Source organism: Micromonospora humidisoli (genome assembly GCF_016900955.1).
Taxonomy (GTDB): domain Bacteria; phylum Actinomycetota; class Actinomycetes; order Mycobacteriales; family Micromonosporaceae; genus Micromonospora; species Micromonospora wenchangensis.
Window position 1 is genome coordinate 1078795 of record NZ_JAFEUO010000001.1, and the last position, 17667, is coordinate 1096461.

A 17667-nucleotide genomic window follows, 5' to 3' on the forward strand; every position below is an offset into this window, starting at 1 on the left:
GGGGTGACCGCGGTCAAGGAGTCAACGGCCCGACGGCCGCTCGGCCATTTCGCCGAACGGAGCGTCGTCGGCCTGCTGGCCGTGGCCGGCGCGGGGGTGGCCTTCGGGCTGCTGCTGATGCTCGTCCGGTTCCAGTGGAGCCCGATGTACCACGCCGACCACGAGGCGGCCGAGTGGTTCAACGGGCTCGTCGCCCCGCACCACGCGCTGGTCACCGTACTCCAGGCGGTCACCGACCTGGGCGGTCGGCCGGTGCTGATCTGGCTGGTCACCATCGCCGTGGTCACCCTGCTGATCCGTCGCCAGTCCCGGCTGGCGGTCTACCTGATCGTCACCGGGGTGGGTGGGCTGATCCTCGACCCGTCGCTCAAGGCCCTGGTCGGCCGGCTCCGCCCGGTGGTCGACGTGCCGGTCGCCAGCGCCCCCGGCAACAGCTTCCCCAGCGGGCACGCGCTCGGCTCGTTCGTCGCGTACGGGGCGCTGCTGCTGGTCTTCCTGCCGGCCATGTCGCCCCGCTGGCGCAAGCCGGCGATCGCCGTCGTCGCCGTGCTGGTGGCGTTGATCGGGCTGACCCGGATCGCGCTCGGCGTGCACTTCGTCTCGGACGTGATCGGTGGCTGGCTGCTCGGCGCGGCCTGGCTCGGCGTCACCGCGTACGCCTTCCGGCTGTGGCGGCGTGAGCGGGGCCGGCCGGTGCCGCCGCTGACCGAGGGGCTGGAACCGGAGGCCGGCGACAAGATCACCCCCGCCCCGGCCGAGGAGCACGTGCTGGAGCACCCCCGCTCGGCCGTCGCCGAACTGCTGGTCGGCTGGGTGATCGTCTTCGGTGCCCTGTACGGCTTCGGCACCTACGTCAGCTACCACGCCAAGGGCACCGTCTTCGAGACCCTGGACACCGACGTGCCGCGCTGGTTCGCCGACCGGCACACCGACTTCCTCACCGAGCTGAGCTGGTGGTGGAGCAAGTTCGGCGACACCCACGCGATCCTGATCGTCTCACTGGTCTTCTGCCCGCTGGTGCTGGCCATCTGGAAGCGGTGGCGCCCGGTGCTCTTCGTGGTGCTCGCGCTCTTCGGCGAGCTGAGCCTGTTCCTCGCCTCGGCCCGGGTGGTGGACCGGCCCCGCCCGGCGGTGGAGAACCTCGACGGGCAGATGCCGACCTCGTCCTTCCCGTCCGGGCACATCGCCGCGACCACCTGCCTCTGGCTGGTCATCGCGATCATCGTGTTCGTCCGTACCGACCGTTGGTGGCGGTGGCTCTTCGTGGCGATGGCCGTGATCATGCCGGTCGGGGTGGCGACCTCCCGCATGTACCGGGGCATGCACCACCCGACCGACTTCATGGGCGCGCTGATCCTCAGCGGCCTGTGGATCGGTCTGCTCTACTGGGTGATCCGGCCCAACGCCGACGTCTACCAGGGCAACCGGCCCGAGATCGAGTCGGAGCAGGTCGACGAGCTGGACGACGAGCTGGCCAAGGCCGGCCAGCCCGGGTGAGTCGCCGACCGTGCTGCGGGTGATGACCTGGAACATCAGGACCGGCGGCCGGGACCGTACCGGCCCGGACCGGCGGGACCTGGTGTGCCGGGTCGTCACCGCGCAGGCCCCCGACGTGCTGGCCGTGCAGGAGCTGCGCGGCTTCGACCGGCCGGGGGTGCTGGCCGGGTTCGCCGAGCGGCTGGGAATGCGCCCCCACCTGGCCCGCACCTGTTTCGGTCAGCCGGTGGCGGTGCTGGTCCGCCCGCCGTGGCGGATCCGCTCCGCCGGGCCGGTACGTCGGCCGTTGCACCACGCGGCGCAGCGGGTCGAGCTGGCCACCAGCGCCGGGCCGCTCACCGTGCTCAGCGCCCACCTCGACCCGTACACCGGGCTGCGGCGGCGGATCGAGGCCGGCTGGCTCGCCGCAGCCGTGCGCCGCGCACCGGGGGAGCTGGCGCTGCTCGCCGGTGACCTGAACACCCTCGACCCGGGCACCGACCACACCGGGCGGGTGGCCCGGCTGCCGGCGGCGTACCGGCGGCGGCACCTGCGCCGCGACGGGCGGACGGTGGACACCCGGGCGGTGGCCCGGCTGCTCGCCGGCGGCCTGGTCGACCTCTGGACCCATGCCGCCGGACCGGCTGACCCGGCCGGGTCGGCCGAGACCGGACTGACCGCGCCGACCCGGCACGGCGGGGGCGTCGAGTTCTCCGGCATGCGGCTGGACTACCTGCTCGGCACCCCGGCGCTCGCCGCCCGGCTGCGCGACGTCCACGTGGTACGCGGCGGCGACACCGAGTACGCCTCCGACCACTACCCGGTCGTCGCCGAGCTGGACCTCGACCCGGCCTGACCGGCCCGCCCCGGGAACCCGTGCAACCCTTTGCGCCCCCACCGCCATCGCTACGGGTGACAGTGCCAGCGTCCGGGACGGGGAGTGGTCGATGCACGCGACGCAACGGCAGGAGTACGTCGACTTCGTGACGGCGGCGACACCGAAGCTGCGCCGGACCGCGTACCTGCTCACCGGGGGCGACGCCCACCGTGCCGACGACGTCGTACAGCAGACCCTGACCCGGTTGTACGTGCAGTGGGACCGGGCGCGGGCCGCCGACGACATCGGGGCGTACGTGCACCGGATGCTGGTCAACGCGTTCCGGCAGGAGCGTCGGTCCCGCTGGTTCGGGGTGCGCCTGTTCGACCGTCCGCCGGAGCCGGAGCCCAGGGGTGCCCCGCCGACCGACGCGGTGGTGGACACGGTCGCGGTGCGGGCCGCGTTGGCGGCGGTGCCACCCGGGCAGCGGGTGGTGCTGGTGTTGCGCTTCTACGCCGACCTGAGCGTGGAGCAGACCGCCGAGGTGCTGGGCTGCTCGGCCGGAAACGTCAAGAGCCAGACCGCGCGCGGGCTGGCCGCGCTGCGCCGGCAGTTGCCGCTGGCGGACCCGACGGAGGTGACCCGATGATCCACGACGACGAGACCCAGGTCCGGGAGATGCTGACCCGGGCCGCCGACGACCTGCCGACCGGAGGACCGGAAGCAGCGGCGTTGGTGACGGCGGGGGAGCGCACGGTACGGCGTCGCCGCCGGCTGGCCGTGGCGGCCACGGCGGTGGTCACCGCCGTGGCGCTGCTCGGCATCACCGCCCTGCCGGGGGTACGACAGTCGCCGACCCCGGCCGACCGGACCTGGCCGCCCACGGTCGCGCCGACCGCCTTCGATCCGGCCCGGCAGCTCTTCCGGTTGACCTGGCTACCGGCCGACCTGCCCGAACGGAGCCTCTCCACCGCTGCGGACCGGCAGACGATCGGGGCGGCCCGGCACACGCCGTTCGAGGGCACCCAGGCCCGCAGGTTGGTCGGCAGCGTCGCGGTGACCGTGGGCGCGCGGGGGGTGGACTTCTTCACCGACCAGTTGACCCGGGACAACAGGAACGCGGGGAAGCTACGCAGCGGCCCGACGCCGTGGCCCACCCCGCCGGGTTCACCTGTCGAGCCGGTGCAGGGGCATCCCGCCTTCCTGCACACCAGCCCCGACGGCAAGGAGACGGTGCTGTCCTGGCGGTACGCCCCGGACGCCTGGGTCACGATCACCGCTGTCACCGTCGACCGGCCTGCGGAGGTGCTACGGCGGGTGGCCGAGGGGATGGTGTGGGAGCGGCATCCGGTACGGGTGCCGTTCCAGCCGGTGGCGCTGCCGTCGGACGCCCGGCTCCACCAGACCCGGATGCGCTGGCGGGACGGCCGGTGGGACACGGTCACTCTCGACTACCGGCTCCCCGGTTCCTCCGCTGCCGGTGCGGACCTGACCGTCGGCCTGGAGCGCGGCGACCGGCCGGATGATCCGACGGGCGTCGTGCACGGCCGACCGGCGTGGACCTTCGTCCAGCATGACGGGCCCGGCACCTGGTCGGTCGGTGGCGTGCCCGGCTGCGCCGGCTGCCGGGCAATGGTGGGAACGGGGAGTCCGGCGGGCAGCGCCGCGCTCGGCGGCGAGGACGGGGCCCGGGACCTGGCCGCCGCTCTCCGGCCGGTCGCCGACCACGACGACGAATCGACCTGGCGTCCGCTGTGACGTCGACCGGCGGGGAGCGGACACGCCGCGCCCTCCGCCCTTGTCACAGGAGCAGGTCGACCACCGGTCCGGGACGGCCGTCGGGTGGGGTGCGGCCGGAGCCCGCCGCAACGCGTCGAGGCCGGTCGGGCCGGGTACGCGACCCGGCCCGACCCGCCACGGCGGTCACAGTTCGCGCAGTCGGGGCAGCAGCTGTTCCTGCGCCCAGTCCAGGAACACCGGCTGGCTGTCCCCGCCGACCTGGACGATCGCCACGTGCGTGAAGCCGGCGTCGACGAAGGCGCGGAACGCCTCGACGTGCCGGTCGACGTCGGGGCCGCAGGGGATGCCGTCGGCGACGTCCTCCTCCCGGACGAACTGGGTGGCGGCGGCGAACGCCTCCGGGTCGGGCAGGTCGGCGTTGACCTTCCAGCCGCTGCCGAACCAGCGGAACTGGTCGTGCACGATCTTGCGGCACTCGGCCTCGTCGGGGCCGTAGCAGATGGCCACCTGGCCGTAGCGGGGCTGCCCGGCACCGCCCGCGTCGTCGTAGAGCTGGATGATCCGGGAGTCGGGTTCGGTGGCGACGATGCCGTCGGCGTACTCGGCGGCGAGGGCGGCCGACGACGGCCCGGACGCGGCGACGGCCATCGGAACGGGACGTTCCGGCCGGTCCCAGACGTAGGCGTCGGGGACGTCGAAGTGGTTGCCGGAGAAGGTCAGCGTCTCGCCGTTGAGCAGCGGACGGATGATCTGGAGTGCCTCGGAGAACATCTCGTGCCGCTGCTGCACGTGCGGCCAGCCGCCGACCACGTGTTCGTTGAGGTTCTCCCCGGCGCCGAGGCCGAGGGTGAACCGCCCGTCGGAGAGCACCCCGATGGTGCTGGCCTTCTGCGCCACCACCGCCGGGTGGTAGCGGCGGATCGGGCAGGTCACGAAGGACATCAGCTCGGCCCGGCTGGTGGCGTGGGCGACCGCGCCGAGCACCGACCAGGCGTACGGGGAGTGGCCCTGCGCGTCGAGCCACGGATAGTAGTGGTCGGACATGACCAGCTGGTCGAAACCGGCCGCCTCCGCCCGCACCGCGTGGTCGACCAACTGCTTGGGGCCGGTCTGTTCGCACATCAGGGTGTAGCCGACGCGGACCATCCTGGTTTCTCCTTCCGGGCGACGATCGTCACCGGATACCCCTGGCCGGTGCCGGTCAACCTCGGATGTGTGGCCGGGTCCCTCTTGACGGTGACGGGAGGGCGGTCTAAGGTCCGGCTTAACCGGTTCAGGCTGGTGGTGTCACATCCTGTGGTGGGGATGACCGCCCCCTGTGGCGGCTCGCGGTCGGCGTGGGTCGCCACAGGGTCGGCGGGGACAGGCAGGCAACTTAACCGGTTGCCTTCCCGACCCGGTGGCCCTACGCTGGTCCGCACGCGGCCAGGGAGTTCCGGCGGCGGCTGTCGGGCTGCAGCCGAGCGCCACCGTCACCAGCATCGCCACCCCGCCAGGGCAACGGGGTCGACCCTTCCTGAGGAAAGCCATGAAGAAGCGACTTTCCGTCGCCGGCGTCGCCCTGCTCACCGTCCTCGCCGCCGTGTTCGCCTTCGGCCAGCCGGCCCAGGCCGCAGCCGGTTTCACGGTCTCCGGTGGCAAGCTCTACGACGCCAACGGCAACGAGTTCATCATGCGCGGTGTCAACCACGCCCACACCTGGTACCCGCAGCAGACCACCTCCTTCGCCAACATCAAGGCGCTCGGCGCGAACACCGTGCGGGTGGTGCTGGCCAGCGGTGACCGCTGGACCAAGAACACCGCCGCCGACGTCAGCAACGTCATCTCGCTCTGCAGGGCCAACAAGCTGATCTGTGTGCTGGAGGTGCACGACACCACCGGCTACGGCGAGCAGGCCGGGGCGATCACCCTGGACCGGGCGGTCGACTACTGGCTGAGCATCGCCAGTGCCCTGCAGGGCCAGGAGCGGTACGTCATCGTCAACATCGGCAACGAGCCGTACGGCAACCAGGGCTACGCCACCTGGGCCACCGACAACGCCAACGCGATCAAGCGGCTGCGGGCCGGCGGCATCAGCCACACGATCATGGTGGACGCCCCGAACTGGGGCCAGGACTGGTCGTTCACCATGCGCGACAACGCGGCCGGGGTGTTCGCCGCCGACCCGCAGAAGAACACCGTCTTCTCGATCCACATGTACGGCGTCTTCGACACCGCCGCCGAGATCAGTGACTACCTGGGCCGGTTCCGCACCGCCAAGCTGCCCATCGTGGTGGGTGAGTTCGGCTTCGACCACTCCGACGGCAACCCCGACGAGGACACCATCCTGTCGTACACCCAGGCCAACGGGATCGGCTACCTGGGCTGGTCGTGGAGCGGCAACGGCGGCGGCGTGGAGTACCTCGACATGACCACCAACTTCAACCCGGCCGCCCTGACCACCTGGGGCCAGCGGATCTTCAACGGCGTCAACGGCATCAAGTCGACCTCGAAGGAGGCGTCGGTCTACTCCGGCACCACCCCGACGACCCCGCCGACCACGCCCCCGACCACCCCGCCCACGACGCCGCCGACCACGCCACCCACCACCCCGCCGGTCACGACCCCGCCGGCGACCGGCGGTTGCACGGCGACGTACACGACCATCGGTTCGTGGCAGGGCGGGTTCCAGGGTGAGGTCAAGGTGACCGCCGGCAGCGCGGCCATCAACGGCTGGACGACGAAGTGGACCTTCGCCAACGGCCAGACCGTCAGCCAGGCCTGGAACGCGTCGCTGAGCAGCAGCGGCAGCACCGTGACCGCCCGCAACGTCGACTACAACGGTCGGCTCGGTGCCGGGGCCAGCACCGCCTTCGGCTTCATCGGCAGCGGCAGCAGCGTGAACCCGACGCCTACGGTGACCTGCACCGCGAACTGAGCACTCCGGGTGGCCGGGCCCTCCGAGGGCCCGGCCACCACCCGTCCCCGCCCGCGACGATCACGCGCCCGGACCCGGGCCGGTCAGTCGGTCGCGTCGACCTCCAGGAGGAGGGCCTGTTCCGGGTGCAGGGCCGGCAGGTGCAGGCCCACCGTGGCCAGCACCGAGCCGGGCAGCGTCACGGTGGGCAGCCAGCGAGGTCCGGTGATCTGCATCGCCGCCGGCTCCGGCACCCCCTCGGCCGGGCGGACGGCGTAGCGGCGGGCCGGGTCGAGACCGGGCAGGCGGACCGGGCCGGGGGTCTGCGTGGCGGAGGTGGCCAGCCGAGACACCGCGTACACGGCGCGGGATCGGTCGTGGGCGACGACGCCGTGTGCCTGGACGGCCGGGTCCGGGTGGTCGATCCGGACCACCCGGCCGGTGTGCAGCAGTGGTCGGAGCCGCTTGTGCAGGGCCACCCAGGCGGTCAACTCGGCCCGCTCCTCGGCGTCGATCGTGACGATGTCCCATTCGATGCCGTGGTGGCCGAAGAGCGCGGTGACCGCCCGGAAGCCCAGGGTGTGCACCCGGCCGGTGGTGTGCGAGCGCCCCGGGCCGATGTGCGTGCCGATCAGCTCCGGGGGCAGCAGCAGCCCGGTCCAGCGTTGGATGGACAGCCGTTCCAGGGCGTCGTTGGTGTCGCTGGCCCAGACCCGGTCGGTGCGCCGTAGGATCTCCAGGTCGACCCGGGCCCCGCCGGACGAGCAGCTTTCGATCTCCAGGTGCGGGTGCCCGGCGCGTAGCTCGTCGAGCAGCCGGTAGGCCGCCAGGGTCTGCCCGTGCACCCCGGGCCGGCCGGCGTGCCCGGCCTCGGTGAGGTCCCGGTTGTGGTCCCACTTGAGGTAGCTGATCCCGGGGTTCCCGGTCAGCAGCGCGTCGAGCCGGTCGAGCAGGTGGGCGTACGCCGCCGGGTTGGCCAGGTCCAGCACCTGCTGGTGCCGCCACGGCAGGGGCAGCCGGCCGGGCGCGGTGAGCACCCAGTCGGGGTGGGCGCGGAACAGGTCGGAGTCGGGGTTGACCATTTCCGGTTCGACCCAGAGCCCGAACTGCATCCCGTGCCCGCGTACGTGCTCGATGAGCGGTCCCAGGCCGGCCGGCCAGACGTCGGCGTCGACCTGCCAGTCACCCAGGCCGGCCCGGTCGTGCCGGCGGCCGGTGAACCAGCCGTCGTCGAGGACGAACCGTTCCACCCCCACCTCGGCGGCCCGGTCGGCGAGGGTGCGCAGCCGGTCCAGGTCGTGGTCGAAGTAGACGGCCTCCCACACGTTGAGGGTGACCGGGCGCGGCGTGCGGGGGTGTTCCGGCCGGGCCCGCAGGTGGGTGTGCAGCAGGTCGCTGAGCCCGTCCAGCCCGGCGGTGGAGTGCACCGCGTAGAGCAGCGGGGTGGCGTACTCCTCGCCAGGGCCGAGGACGATCTCGCCGGGGGCGAGCAGTTCCCCGCCGCCGAGGGTGGACTCCCCGGTCGGGCGGCGTTCGGCGACGGTCACGTGGTCGCCGCTCCACGCGGTGTGCACCGCCCACACCTCGCCGTGGCCGAAGCCGAACCCGGCGGTGCCGGCGACCAGCAGCAGGGTGGCGTCGTGCCCGGTGCGCCCGTGCCGACCCTCGCGCACCCACGCGCCGTGCGGCCACGGGTGCCGTTGCGGTGCGCGTTCGCGGCACCACCGCCCGGTCAGGTCGAGCAGTTCGGTGGCGACCGCCGGCACCGGCAGTGTCGGTGTCAGCTCACGTACCTCGTAGGGCTGGTCGGCGTCGTTGCGTAGCCGGTGCCGCACGGTCAGCACCCCGACCGGGTCGAGGGTGACCTCGATAGTCAGGGTCAACCCGACGCCCGGGTCCGTCGCCCGCACGGTCACCCGCGCCGCGCCGACTCCGCCCCGGTCATCCTCCTCACCGGGTACGCGCACCGCGTCCCCCACGTCGTCACGCGGATCATCGACGTCGATCGTGTCGAGGCGGAAGGCGGTCGACCAGTCCCGTCCGTGGCGGTGGCCGGCGAGGCCGGGCCGGCCACTCCAGCCGGCGCTCGCCTCGGGCAGCAGGGACAGCACGGTCGGCGCGTCGAAGCTGCTCGGCACCACCGGCGGCACGGTGGCGTCGACCAGGGCCGGCAGGTCGTCGGCGGGCACCGGGCCGAGGTCGGTGCCCCAGTGCACGACCCGGGGCAGCTCCGGGCCGCGTGCATCGAGCACCAGGCTGGTGTGGCCCCGGCGCAGGTGGATCATGGTCGGATCGGTCATGGCGCTCATCTCCGGTGCGGGCGCGTCGGCGTCCGTCACGGTGGGTGAGGTCGCCGGGTGTCAGTACCGCGTGAGAGCGGTATGCCTGTGGGTCATATTCATGCCTGCCAGGAATACCGCTCTCGCGCGCATGGGTGGGTGGGTGCGGTGACTCAGCCTTTGGACGCGCCCAGGGTCAGGCCCTTGACGAACTGCTTCTGCAACAGGAAGAAGATCACCAGGGTGGGGATGGCGACCAGCACCGAGCCGGCCGACACCAGGTTGTTGTCGGTGAAGAACTCGCCGCGCAGGTTGTTCAGCGAGCTGGTGACCGGGAACTTGTCGCCGGTGCGCATCAGCACGGTGGCCCAGAAGAACTCGTTGTAGATCCAGGTCACCTCCAGGGTGGCCAGGGCCGCCAGCGCCGGCCGGCACAGCGGCATGGTCACCTGCCAGTACTGCCGCCAGATGCTCGCCCCGTCCACCATGGCCGCCTCGTACAGGTCGCGGGGCAGCGCCTTCATGTAGTTGCTGAGCACGAAGACGCAGAAGCCGCACTGGAAGGCGACGTTGACCAGGATCAGCCCCCAGTAGCTGTCGTAGAGCAACTCGGAGTCGCTCATGAACTCCGGCAGCGGCACCTCGGTGAAGATCCGGAACAGCGGGATCAGCAGCGCCTGCTGGGGCAGCAGGTTGGCGGCGGTGAACAGCCCGAGCAGGACGATGTTGAGTTTCCAGCTGAACCGGGCGATCACGAACGCCACGCACGAGGCGAGGAACAGGGTCAGCAGCACCGCCGGGACGGTGATGTAGACCGAGTTGAGGAAGTGCTTGCCGAACTCGGCGGTCTGCCAGGCGGTGACGTAGTTGTCGAACGTCCACCCGCCGAACGAGACGTACCCGTTGGCGGCGGTGTAGGCGTACGAGCGCAGCGAGGTCAGCACCGCCCAGAGGATCGGGAAGAGCCAACCGACGGCGACCGCGCCGAGGAACAGGTGCAGCACCACCCGGGCGGGGCGCAGCGGCCGGCGGCGCGGGGCCGGCTTCGCCGTCGGCGTCGACGCCGGTGGTCGGGTCACGGTCGACGCGCTCATCGCCGGTTCTCCCTCATGACGACGGCCAGGTAGATGGTGATGAAGACCAGCGAGACGGCCAGCATGATCGTCGCCAGGGCGGAGCCGAAGCCGATCCGGCTGGCCTCGCCGACGACGTTCTGGGTCACCAGGGCGGAGATCAGCTCCAACCCGTTGCGGCCCTTGTTGATCACCCAGACCAGGTCGAACGCGCGCAGCGACTCGATCACGGTCACCACCAGCACGATGATGTTGATGGGTCGCAGCACCGGGAAGATCACCCGGAAGAAGGTGCTGGTCTCCGACGCGCCGTCGACCGAGGCGGCCTCCCGCAGCGACGGGTCGACGCCCTTGAGTCCGGCCAGGTAGAGCAGCATGATGTAGCCGACGTGCCGCCAGCCGGCCGCCACCAGCACCGCCCAGATGTTGACGTTCGGGTCGCCGTACCAGTCGGTCTGGCCGCCCAGGACGGCGTTGAGCAACCCCTGGTCGCGGGAGTAGATGAGCTGCCAGACGAAGCCGATCAGCGCCAGCGAGAGCACCACGGGCAGGTAGAGCGCGGTCTGGTAGAACCGGCTGCCCCGGATCTCCTTGTCGAGCAGCACGGCGAGGAACATCCCGAACGGGGTGGCCACCACGAACAGGGCGGCCAGCCAGAGCAGGTTGTTCTGCAGCGCCGGCACGAACGGCGGGTAGATGTTGACCACGTCGGAGTAGTTCCGGCCGCCGACCCAGTCGATTTCGCTGAGCGGCCCGATGCCGTCCCAGTCGGTGCCGGAGAGCGCCACGGTGGCCAGTGCGGGCAGCCAGACCAGCGCGACCACCAGCAGCAGCGGTACGAGCACCATCAGCGTGATCACCACGCGGTCGGTGCGGGACAGGAGCCGTAGCCGCCGGCCGCGACCACCCGGGGAGGTGGTGGTCGTGGCCGGCGACGACACGGCGTGATCCGCCTGGATCAGGGGCAGGTCGGACACGACGGTCCTCCCCCTCTCGCCGTCAGCTGGTGAAGATCGACTTCTTCTGGTTCTCGATGCTGTTGACCAGCCCGTCGATGTCCTTGGGGTTCTTGATGAACTGCTGGAGCGCCGGGATGATCACGGTGGAGGCGAAGTCCGGCCGGGTGTCCCGGTCGAGGAACTGGGCGATCTCGGTGGCCGAGCCGACCAGCTCGGCGGCCTTCTTCTGCAGGGCCGTGTACCCGCTGGTGTCCGCGCCGCTGTTGGCGACCAGCGTGGTCGGGTCGTTCTTCACCGTGATGTCGGCGGCCTCCTTGGAGCCGACGAACTCCAGCAGCTTCTTGGCGTTGGCCTCGGCCTTCGGCTTGCGGGCCAGCATGTAGCCGTCGATCGGCGCGTCCAGCGCCTTGGCCCCGATGGCCGGGTCGATCTCGGGAAAGGTGAAGAAGTCGATGTCGTCCTGCTCGTCGTTGCCGAACTGCTGGGCGACGAAGAGGCCGAGCAGGTACATGCCGCTCTTCTTCTGCTGCAACGACTGGGCGGCCTCCTGCCAGGTGCGGCCCAGGCTGTCCGGCTGGTGCAGCGGGAGCAGCCCGGCCCAGATGTCGAAGACCTTCTTGACCTTGTCGGAGGTCCACGCCTCCTTGCCCGCCATCAGGTCGATGTGGAACTGGTAGCCGTTGATCCGCAGGTTGAGGATGTCGAACGTGCCCATCGCCGGCCAGCCGTCCTTGTCGGCGAAGGCGATCGGGGTGAGGCCGTCCCGCTTCATCTGGGCGCTGAGGGTGGTGAGCTGGTCGAGGGTGGTCGGCACCTGGTAGCCGTACTGCTTCCAGACCGACTTGCGGTAGAACACCGCCCACGGGTAGTACGACGAGGGTACGAAGTACTGCTTGCCGTCGTCCCCGGTGGACGCCTTCTTGAACGCGTCGGAGTAGCCGGAGAGCTTGCCCCACAGGTCGCTGATGTCGCCGGCCAGTCCCTTGGCGGCGAAGAAGCGCATCCGGTAGCCGGCGAACCACATGAACACGTCGTCCGGCTTGCCCTGGAGGTAGTTGTTGATGTTCTCCTGGTAGGTGTTGTGGTCCACCGTGTTGATCTTGGTGGTGATGCCGGACGAGGTGGTGAACCCGTCCATCACCTTGGCGATGACCCCCTTGGGCTGCGGGTCGGACTGGTTGGAGCCGACCGACACCTCCTTGCTGTCGCTGCCCGAGTCGGAGTCGGAGCCGCAGCCGGCGAGCAGCCCGGTGCCGATCAGCGCGCCCGCGCCGACTCCGGTGAGCAGGGAACGTCGTCCGATGCCGGCGACGGAGGACGGGACGAGCCGGGCGAGATACTCGGCTTCGGTGCGGGGACGGGACATGGTGCCTCCTGCGGAAGAAGAGGTGCGCTGCGCCCGAGGGCCGTCAGTGGTGGTGGGGGAGCGGCTGTTCGGGAATGCCAACATAGATCCACCGAGAACGAACATTGGCAAACACAAACTCCCGGTGGCGCTTGAAGCTACCCGTCCGTACGCGCCTGTCAAGAGGGCAGCTCCGGATCGGTATCGCCGGAGCCGTACGGGATCCCGGTGGTAAACGTTGGAAAGCGGGTCCGTGTTGGAAAGTGTTGACTTGATCGACCGCTAGGGGCACGCTCTGCTCTCATGCGGCAACACGGCACCTGGCAGGGCGACGGAATCTACTTCGGCGCCGACTACAACCCCGAGCAGTGGCCCGAGCAGGTCTGGGCCGACGACGTCGCGCTCATGCGCCGGGCCGGGGTCAACCTCGTCTCGGTCGGGATCTTCTCCTGGGCCCTGCTCGAACCCGCCCCCGGCCGGTACGAGTTCGACTGGCTCGACCGCGCCCTCGACGTCCTGCACGCCGGGGGAATCCAGGTCGACCTGGCCACCGCCACCGCCAGCCCGCCGCCGTGGCTGGCCCACCGGCACCCCGAGACGCTGCCCCGCGCCGTCGGCGGCGGCGTGCTGTGGCCCGGCGGACGGCAGGCGTACTGCCCCAGCTCGCCGATCTTCCGGGAGCGCTCGCTCGCCCTGGTCGACGCGGTCGCCGACCGGTACGCCGAGCACCCCGCCGTCGTCATGTGGCACGTCTCCAACGAGCTGGGCTGCCACAACGTGCACTGCTACTGCGACGTCAGCGCCGAGGCGTTCCGGGGCTGGCTGCGGGAGCGCTACGGCGACCTCGACCGGCTCAACGACGCCTGGGGCACCGCTTTCTGGAGCCAGCGCTACCACGACTGGGCCGAGATCAACCCGCCCCGGTCCACGCTGACCATCGCCAACCCCACCCAGCAGCTCGACTTCCTACGCTTCTCCTCCGACGAGCAGCGGGCCCAGCTCCGCGCCGAGCGGGAGGTGCTCAAGCGGCGGGTCCGGCAGCCCGTCACCACCAACTTCATGATCGGCATGGCCAAGCACATGGACTACCACTCGTGGGCGTCCGACGTCGACCTGGTCGCCAACGACCACTACCTCATGGCCACCGACCCGGACGCCCACCTCGGCCTGTCGTTCGCCGCCGACCAGACCCGCAGCGTGGCCGGCGGCGACCCGTGGCTGCTGATGGAACACTCCACCAGCGCGGTCAACTGGCAGCCCCGCAACGTCGCCAAGACCCCCGGCCAACTCCGCCGCAACAGCCTCACCCATGTGGCGCGCGGTGCCGACGGGGTGCTGTTCTTCCAGTGGCGGGCCTCCCGGGCGGGCGCGGAGAAGTACCACTCCGCCCTGGTCCCGCACGCCGGCCCGGACACCAAGGTCTTCGACGAGGTCTGCCGGCTCGGTGCCGACCTCAAGGCCCTGGCCGAGGTACGCGGCAGCCGGGTCGAGGCCGAGGTGGCGATCCTGTTCGACTGGGAGGCGTGGTGGGGGGTCGAGTTGGACTCCCACCCCAGCGTCGACGTCACCTACCCCGACCGGATGCGGGCGCTCTACGACGCGCTGTGGCGGGCCGGGGTCACCGCCGACGTGGTGCACCCGTCGGCCGACCTGTCCGGCTACCGGCTGGTCCTCGTCCCCACCCTCTACCTGGTCCGCGACGTCGACGCCGAGGCGCTGCGCCGGTACGTGGCCGCAGGCGGGACGGCGCTGGTGACGTACTTCAGCGGGATCGTCGACGAGCACGACCACATCCGGCTCGGCGGCTACCCGGGGGCGTTCCGGGACCTGCTCGGGGTGCGTACCGAAGAGTTCTTCCCGCTGTTGGCCGGCGAGCGGGTGACCCTCGACGACGGGTCCACCGCCGACGTGTGGACCGAGTGGCTGCACCCGACCGGCGCGGAGGTCGTCGCGTCCTACGAGGACGGTCCGCTGCCGGGCGTGCCCGCGCTGACCCGGCACCGGGTCGGCGACGGCACCGCCTGGTACCTGGCCACCCGGCTCGACGAGGCGGCCACCGACGCCCTGGTGGGCCGGCTGCTCACCGAGGCCGGGGTACGCCCGCCGGTAGCCGCACCGACCGGCGTCGAGGTGGTCCGCCGCCGCGCCGACGACCGGTCCTGGCTGTTCGTGGTCAACCACACCGACGCCGAGGCGACCCTCGACGTGACCGGCACCGACCTGCTCACCGGGCAACCCTGCGGCGGCACGCTGCGGGTGCCGGCCGGCGAGGTGGCCGTGGTCCGGGAGGAACCGGCGGTGGGCGGGGCGGTCCCAGCGGGTGAACCGTCCCCGGCCGCAGCGGCCTGACCTGCGTACCGTTCCCTCGTCCGCGCGGTTGGGAGGTTCGATGCTCGCTCAGCAACGGCAGAACGCCATCCTGGAGCTGATCCGGCAGCGCGGCGGGGTGCGGGTCAGTCACCTGGTCAGCCGGTTCGGCGTCTCCGACATGACGATCCGCCGCGACCTGGAGGTGCTCGCCGAACGGGGGCTGGTCGACAAGGTGCACGGCGGGGCGACCCTGGCCGGCCCCGGGTCCGCCGAGGAACCCGGCTTCGCCGCGAAGTCGGTCCGCCAGCAGGGCGAGAAACGGGCCATCGCCGGCCGGGCCGCCCGGATGGTCGAGCCGGGGATGGCCGTCGCGCTGTCGGCCGGCACCACCACCGCCGCGCTGGCCACCCTGCTCGGCGACGTACCCGGGCTGACCGTGGTGACCAACTCGATCCCGGTCGCCGACGCGCTCTACCAGAACCCGCGCGTCGACCAGACGGTGGTGCTGACCGGCGGCATCCGTACCCCGTCGGACGCGTTGACCGGGCCGGTGGCCGAGGCGGCGATCCGTACCCTGAACGTGGATCTGCTCTTCCTCGGCGTGCACGGGATGAGCCCGCGCACCGGGTTCACCACCCCCAACCTGCTGGAGGCGGCGGTCAACAAACGGCTGATCGGGGCGGCCCGGCACCTGGTGGTGCTGGCCGACCACACCAAGTGGGAGACCATCGGCATCGCCACCATCGCCCCGCTGGCCGAGGCCGACCTGCTGATCACCGACGCCGGGCTGCCGGCGGACGGCCGCCGGCAGATCGGTGAACAGGTCGGTGAGCTGGTCGTCGTCGAGGTCGACTGACCCTGGCTCATCAAACGGGGTCGCACGGCCCGTCGTGGTCGGCCCGCGCCCGGCAGCGCCGCCGGTCCGGCAAGATCCGGTCACAGAACACCCACCGTCGTACGTCCTGGGCGTCCTCGGCGGACACGGTGGCCCCGGCGACCTCGACCCCCGGCACCAACGCCAACGACCGGGCCAACGCGTACGCGAACCGCAACGCCTGCTCCCCGGCCGTGACCGTGAGGGGCAGGTGCAGCACGTAGCGGGGACCGGTCGTCGGCCCGTGGCTCAGCACGGGGGACGGTTGGCCTGGGCGCTGCGGCGGTCCCGCAGCAGCCGCTTGAGCCTGGTGTTCTCCCCGGTCAGCCGGGTCACCTCCTGATGCAGGCTGGCCAGCTCCAGGGCGAGCCGGATCAGGAACCGGCGCACCTCCCGGGGGTCGAGGCCCCGCCGTCCGAAGCCGGCGGTGGGGAACTGGTGGTCGCGGACCAGGACCGGATGCAGCCGGGCCGGCAGGGTGCCGTCGTCGCGGATCATTCGTCGCCTCCTGATGGGGTACGGGGTCGCGGGAACCTACGCCGCCGTGATAGGTATTCAGCAAGTCGGTCGGAGCCGGAATTCGGCTTCATGTTGAGACCCGACGAGATCCGGTATGCGGCTGCCACCCGCGAGGCCGGCTTTCGTCACCTTCTCGGCTGTTGGCACAGCCGCGGTTACTGCGCTTGCACCGGGCGTCCCCGGGGGCCGGTGATCACCCTCACCCGAAGGCCACATTTCCAGTGGGTTGGAACTGGAGCAATGGTTCCTTCGCGGGCCTCGTCAACTTTTTCGAGAGGTGGATCATGCCGCACAAGCCGTTCATACGGACCCTGCGCGCGCAGTGGCTCGGCCAACAACTCCGCGCCCTCCGGGAAGAACGCGGAATGACCTTGAAACTCGTCTCGGAGCACCTGCAACGCGACATGTCCGCGCTCGGCCGCTACGAGCGGGCGGACTGGCCGATCCGCAAGGGCGACGTCATCGCACTGCTCGACCTCTACGGCTTCCACCACGCCGCCGAGCGGGCCCGCCTGCTGGCGCTGGCCGAGGACGTGTGGCGCACCGACCGCTGGGACGAGGACTACGGCGACGTCGTCGACTCGTCCTTCATCGAGTACCCGTGGTTGGAGAGTCGCGCCGACAAGGTGTGTTGCTTTCACATGACCCTGGTGCCGGGGCTGCTCCAGACCCGGGCCTACGCCGAGGCGGTGATCCGGAACGCGGCGGAGCCGGAGGCGTCCGAGTCGATGATCAACCGCTGGGTCGAGCTGCGGCTCTCGCGGCAGGAAGTGCTCTCCAAGGAACGCCCGCTCACGATTCATGTGGTCATCGACGAGTCCGTCGTGCGTCGTCGGGTCGGTGGTGTCCAGGTCCTTCGGGACCAGCTCGCACACCTGGTGAAACTCCAAGCCCTGCCGCATGTCCGCATTCAGATCATGCCGTTCTCGGTCGCCCTCCACCAGGGACTCGATGGCACGTTCTGGATCTTCCATTTACCCGAGCCGTATCCTGCGGTCGCCTACGTCGAATCCCTCGGCGGTCGGCTCTACATGGAGTCACCAAAAGCCGAGCGCTTTCTCCGGGCGTACGATCGTCTGTCGAAATCCGCACTCAGCAAAGATGAGTCGACCGCCCTGATGGGGGCCATTGCAGAGGAGTTGGCATGAACGAGGCTATGCCCGAGGTCGCCTGGCACATCAGCACCAAGAGCGACAGTAACGGCGGGAGTTGCGTGGAGGCGGGGCCGTTGCTCGACGGCTCGGGTCGGGTGGCGGTGCGGCACAGCAAGGCGCGGGACGCGGCGACGATCGTCTACACGGCTGACGAGTGGGCGGCTTTCGTCGGCGGCGTCAAGGACGGCGAGTTCGACTTCGCCAACGCCTCCCACTGAACGTCGG

At 71.0% G+C, this 17667-nt stretch carries 16 protein-coding genes; 9 read left to right on the plus strand and 7 right to left on the minus strand.

The genetic code is table 11. The features are described from left to right. Positions 1 to 3: 3 nt before the first annotated feature. From JQN84_RS04750 to JQN84_RS04765, 4 genes are all read left to right on the plus strand, one after another. The gene (locus JQN84_RS04750; RefSeq protein WP_204957135.1) at positions 4 to 1497 is read left to right on the plus strand and encodes a phosphatase PAP2 family protein; all 1494 of its coding nucleotides are present in this window, start codon (positions 4 to 6) and stop codon (positions 1495 to 1497) included. A 10-nt stretch (positions 1498 to 1507) separates the two neighbouring features. Further along, positions 1508 to 2332, plus strand: a complete 825-nt coding sequence (locus JQN84_RS04755; RefSeq protein WP_204957137.1) for an endonuclease/exonuclease/phosphatase family protein — start codon at positions 1508 to 1510, stop codon at positions 2330 to 2332. A 91-nt stretch (positions 2333 to 2423) separates the two neighbouring features. Then, positions 2424 to 2942: a SigE family RNA polymerase sigma factor gene (locus JQN84_RS04760; protein ID WP_204957139.1), complete on the plus strand. Its 519-nt coding sequence runs from the start codon at positions 2424 to 2426 to the stop codon at positions 2940 to 2942. Further along, entirely contained in the window at positions 2939 to 4051 is a 1113-nt protein-coding gene (locus JQN84_RS04765) for a hypothetical protein (protein ID WP_204957141.1), read from the plus strand. Before JQN84_RS04760 ends, JQN84_RS04765 begins: the two co-directional genes overlap by 4 nt. 165 nt (positions 4052 to 4216) lie before the next feature. Here the strand turns inward: JQN84_RS04765 and JQN84_RS04770 are convergent, their stop codons facing one another. Next, the gene (locus tag JQN84_RS04770; RefSeq protein WP_204957142.1) at positions 4217 to 5179 is read right to left on the minus strand and encodes a TIGR03557 family F420-dependent LLM class oxidoreductase; all 963 of its coding nucleotides are present in this window, start codon (positions 5177 to 5179) and stop codon (positions 4217 to 4219) included. A 382-nt stretch (positions 5180 to 5561) separates the two neighbouring features. Between JQN84_RS04770 and JQN84_RS04775 the strand changes: the two genes are divergently transcribed. Then, the gene (locus tag JQN84_RS04775; protein ID WP_204957143.1) at positions 5562 to 6950 is read left to right on the plus strand and encodes a cellulase family glycosylhydrolase; all 1389 of its coding nucleotides are present in this window, start codon (positions 5562 to 5564) and stop codon (positions 6948 to 6950) included. A gap of 83 nt (positions 6951 to 7033) precedes the next feature. Here JQN84_RS04775 and JQN84_RS04780 read toward each other — a convergent pair whose 3' ends face one another. From JQN84_RS04780 to JQN84_RS04795, 4 genes are all read right to left on the minus strand, one after another. Beyond that, on the minus strand, positions 7034 to 9229 hold the full coding sequence (locus JQN84_RS04780) for an alpha-galactosidase (RefSeq protein ID WP_204957145.1): 2196 nt from the start codon (positions 9227 to 9229) through the stop codon (positions 7034 to 7036). Positions 9230 to 9381: 152 nt separating this feature from the next. Then, positions 9382 to 10302, minus strand: a complete 921-nt coding sequence (locus tag JQN84_RS04785; protein ID WP_204924071.1) for a carbohydrate ABC transporter permease — start codon at positions 10300 to 10302, stop codon at positions 9382 to 9384. Beyond that, positions 10299 to 11258 (minus strand): carbohydrate ABC transporter permease, encoded by a 960-nt coding sequence (locus JQN84_RS04790; RefSeq protein WP_204957147.1) that lies wholly within the window; start codon positions 11256 to 11258, stop codon positions 10299 to 10301. Before JQN84_RS04790 ends, JQN84_RS04785 begins: the two co-directional genes overlap by 4 nt. A gap of 22 nt (positions 11259 to 11280) precedes the next feature. Beyond that, entirely contained in the window at positions 11281 to 12606 is a 1326-nt protein-coding gene (locus tag JQN84_RS04795; RefSeq protein ID WP_204957149.1) for an ABC transporter substrate-binding protein, read from the minus strand. Between the two features lie 282 nt (positions 12607 to 12888). Here JQN84_RS04795 and JQN84_RS04800 point away from each other — a divergent pair, with 282 nt between their 5' ends. Continuing rightward, positions 12889 to 14934: a beta-galactosidase gene (locus JQN84_RS04800; protein ID WP_204957151.1), complete on the plus strand. Its 2046-nt coding sequence runs from the start codon at positions 12889 to 12891 to the stop codon at positions 14932 to 14934. Positions 14935 to 14974: 40 nt separating this feature from the next. After that, complete coding sequence (locus tag JQN84_RS04805; protein WP_204957153.1) at positions 14975 to 15751, plus strand: DeoR/GlpR family DNA-binding transcription regulator; 777 nt, start codon at positions 14975 to 14977, stop codon at positions 15749 to 15751. Positions 15752 to 15761: 10 nt separating this feature from the next. Here the strand turns inward: JQN84_RS04805 and JQN84_RS04810 are convergent, their stop codons facing one another. Together JQN84_RS04810 and JQN84_RS04815 are read right to left on the minus strand one after the other, a co-directional pair. Beyond that, a complete protein-coding gene (locus tag JQN84_RS04810; RefSeq protein WP_372445901.1) occupies positions 15762 to 16025 on the minus strand; it encodes a hypothetical protein in 264 nt (87 codons plus the stop codon). Then, positions 16019 to 16267, minus strand: coding sequence for a DivIVA domain-containing protein (locus tag JQN84_RS04815; protein WP_204957155.1), 249 nt, complete (start codon positions 16265 to 16267; stop codon positions 16019 to 16021). Before JQN84_RS04815 ends, JQN84_RS04810 begins: the two co-directional genes overlap by 7 nt. A gap of 305 nt (positions 16268 to 16572) precedes the next feature. On the opposite strand from JQN84_RS04815, the gene JQN84_RS04820 reads away from it, so the two are divergent. Both JQN84_RS04820 and JQN84_RS04825 read left to right on the plus strand, forming a co-directional pair. Continuing rightward, complete coding sequence (locus JQN84_RS04820; protein WP_204957156.1) at positions 16573 to 17436, plus strand: helix-turn-helix domain-containing protein; 864 nt, start codon at positions 16573 to 16575, stop codon at positions 17434 to 17436. Then, positions 17433 to 17660 carry a DUF397 domain-containing protein gene (locus JQN84_RS04825; RefSeq protein WP_204957157.1) on the plus strand — a complete coding sequence of 76 codons (228 nt, stop codon included), beginning with the start codon at positions 17433 to 17435 and terminating at the stop codon, positions 17658 to 17660. Before JQN84_RS04820 ends, JQN84_RS04825 begins: the two co-directional genes overlap by 4 nt. Positions 17661 to 17667 lie beyond the last annotated feature (7 nt).

What these genes read in the sequence shown, in the direction of transcription:
- JQN84_RS04760 (WP_204957139.1), top strand. Translation starts at nt 2,424, where the DNA reads ATGCACGCGACGCAACGGCAGGAGTACGTCGACTTCGTGACGGCGGCG.
- JQN84_RS04765 (WP_204957141.1), top strand. Translation starts at nt 2,939, where the DNA reads ATGATCCACGACGACGAGACCCAGGTCCGGGAGATGCTGACCCGGGCC.
- JQN84_RS04770 (WP_204957142.1), bottom strand. Translation starts at nt 5,179, where the DNA reads ATGGTCCGCGTCGGCTACACCCTGATGTGCGAACAGACCGGCCCCAAG.
- JQN84_RS04775 (WP_204957143.1), top strand. Translation starts at nt 5,562, where the DNA reads ATGAAGAAGCGACTTTCCGTCGCCGGCGTCGCCCTGCTCACCGTCCTC.
- JQN84_RS04780 (WP_204957145.1), bottom strand. Translation starts at nt 9,229, where the DNA reads ATGACCGATCCGACCATGATCCACCTGCGCCGGGGCCACACCAGCCTG.
- JQN84_RS04785 (WP_204924071.1), bottom strand. Translation starts at nt 10,302, where the DNA reads ATGAGCGCGTCGACCGTGACCCGACCACCGGCGTCGACGCCGACGGCG.
- JQN84_RS04795 (WP_204957149.1), bottom strand. Translation starts at nt 12,606, where the DNA reads ATGTCCCGTCCCCGCACCGAAGCCGAGTATCTCGCCCGGCTCGTCCCG.
- JQN84_RS04800 (WP_204957151.1), top strand. Translation starts at nt 12,889, where the DNA reads ATGCGGCAACACGGCACCTGGCAGGGCGACGGAATCTACTTCGGCGCC.
- JQN84_RS04805 (WP_204957153.1), top strand. Translation starts at nt 14,975, where the DNA reads ATGCTCGCTCAGCAACGGCAGAACGCCATCCTGGAGCTGATCCGGCAG.
- JQN84_RS04815 (WP_204957155.1), bottom strand. Translation starts at nt 16,267, where the DNA reads ATGATCCGCGACGACGGCACCCTGCCGGCCCGGCTGCATCCGGTCCTG.
- JQN84_RS04820 (WP_204957156.1), top strand. Translation starts at nt 16,573, where the DNA reads ATGCCGCACAAGCCGTTCATACGGACCCTGCGCGCGCAGTGGCTCGGC.
- JQN84_RS04825 (WP_204957157.1), top strand. Translation starts at nt 17,433, where the DNA reads ATGAACGAGGCTATGCCCGAGGTCGCCTGGCACATCAGCACCAAGAGC.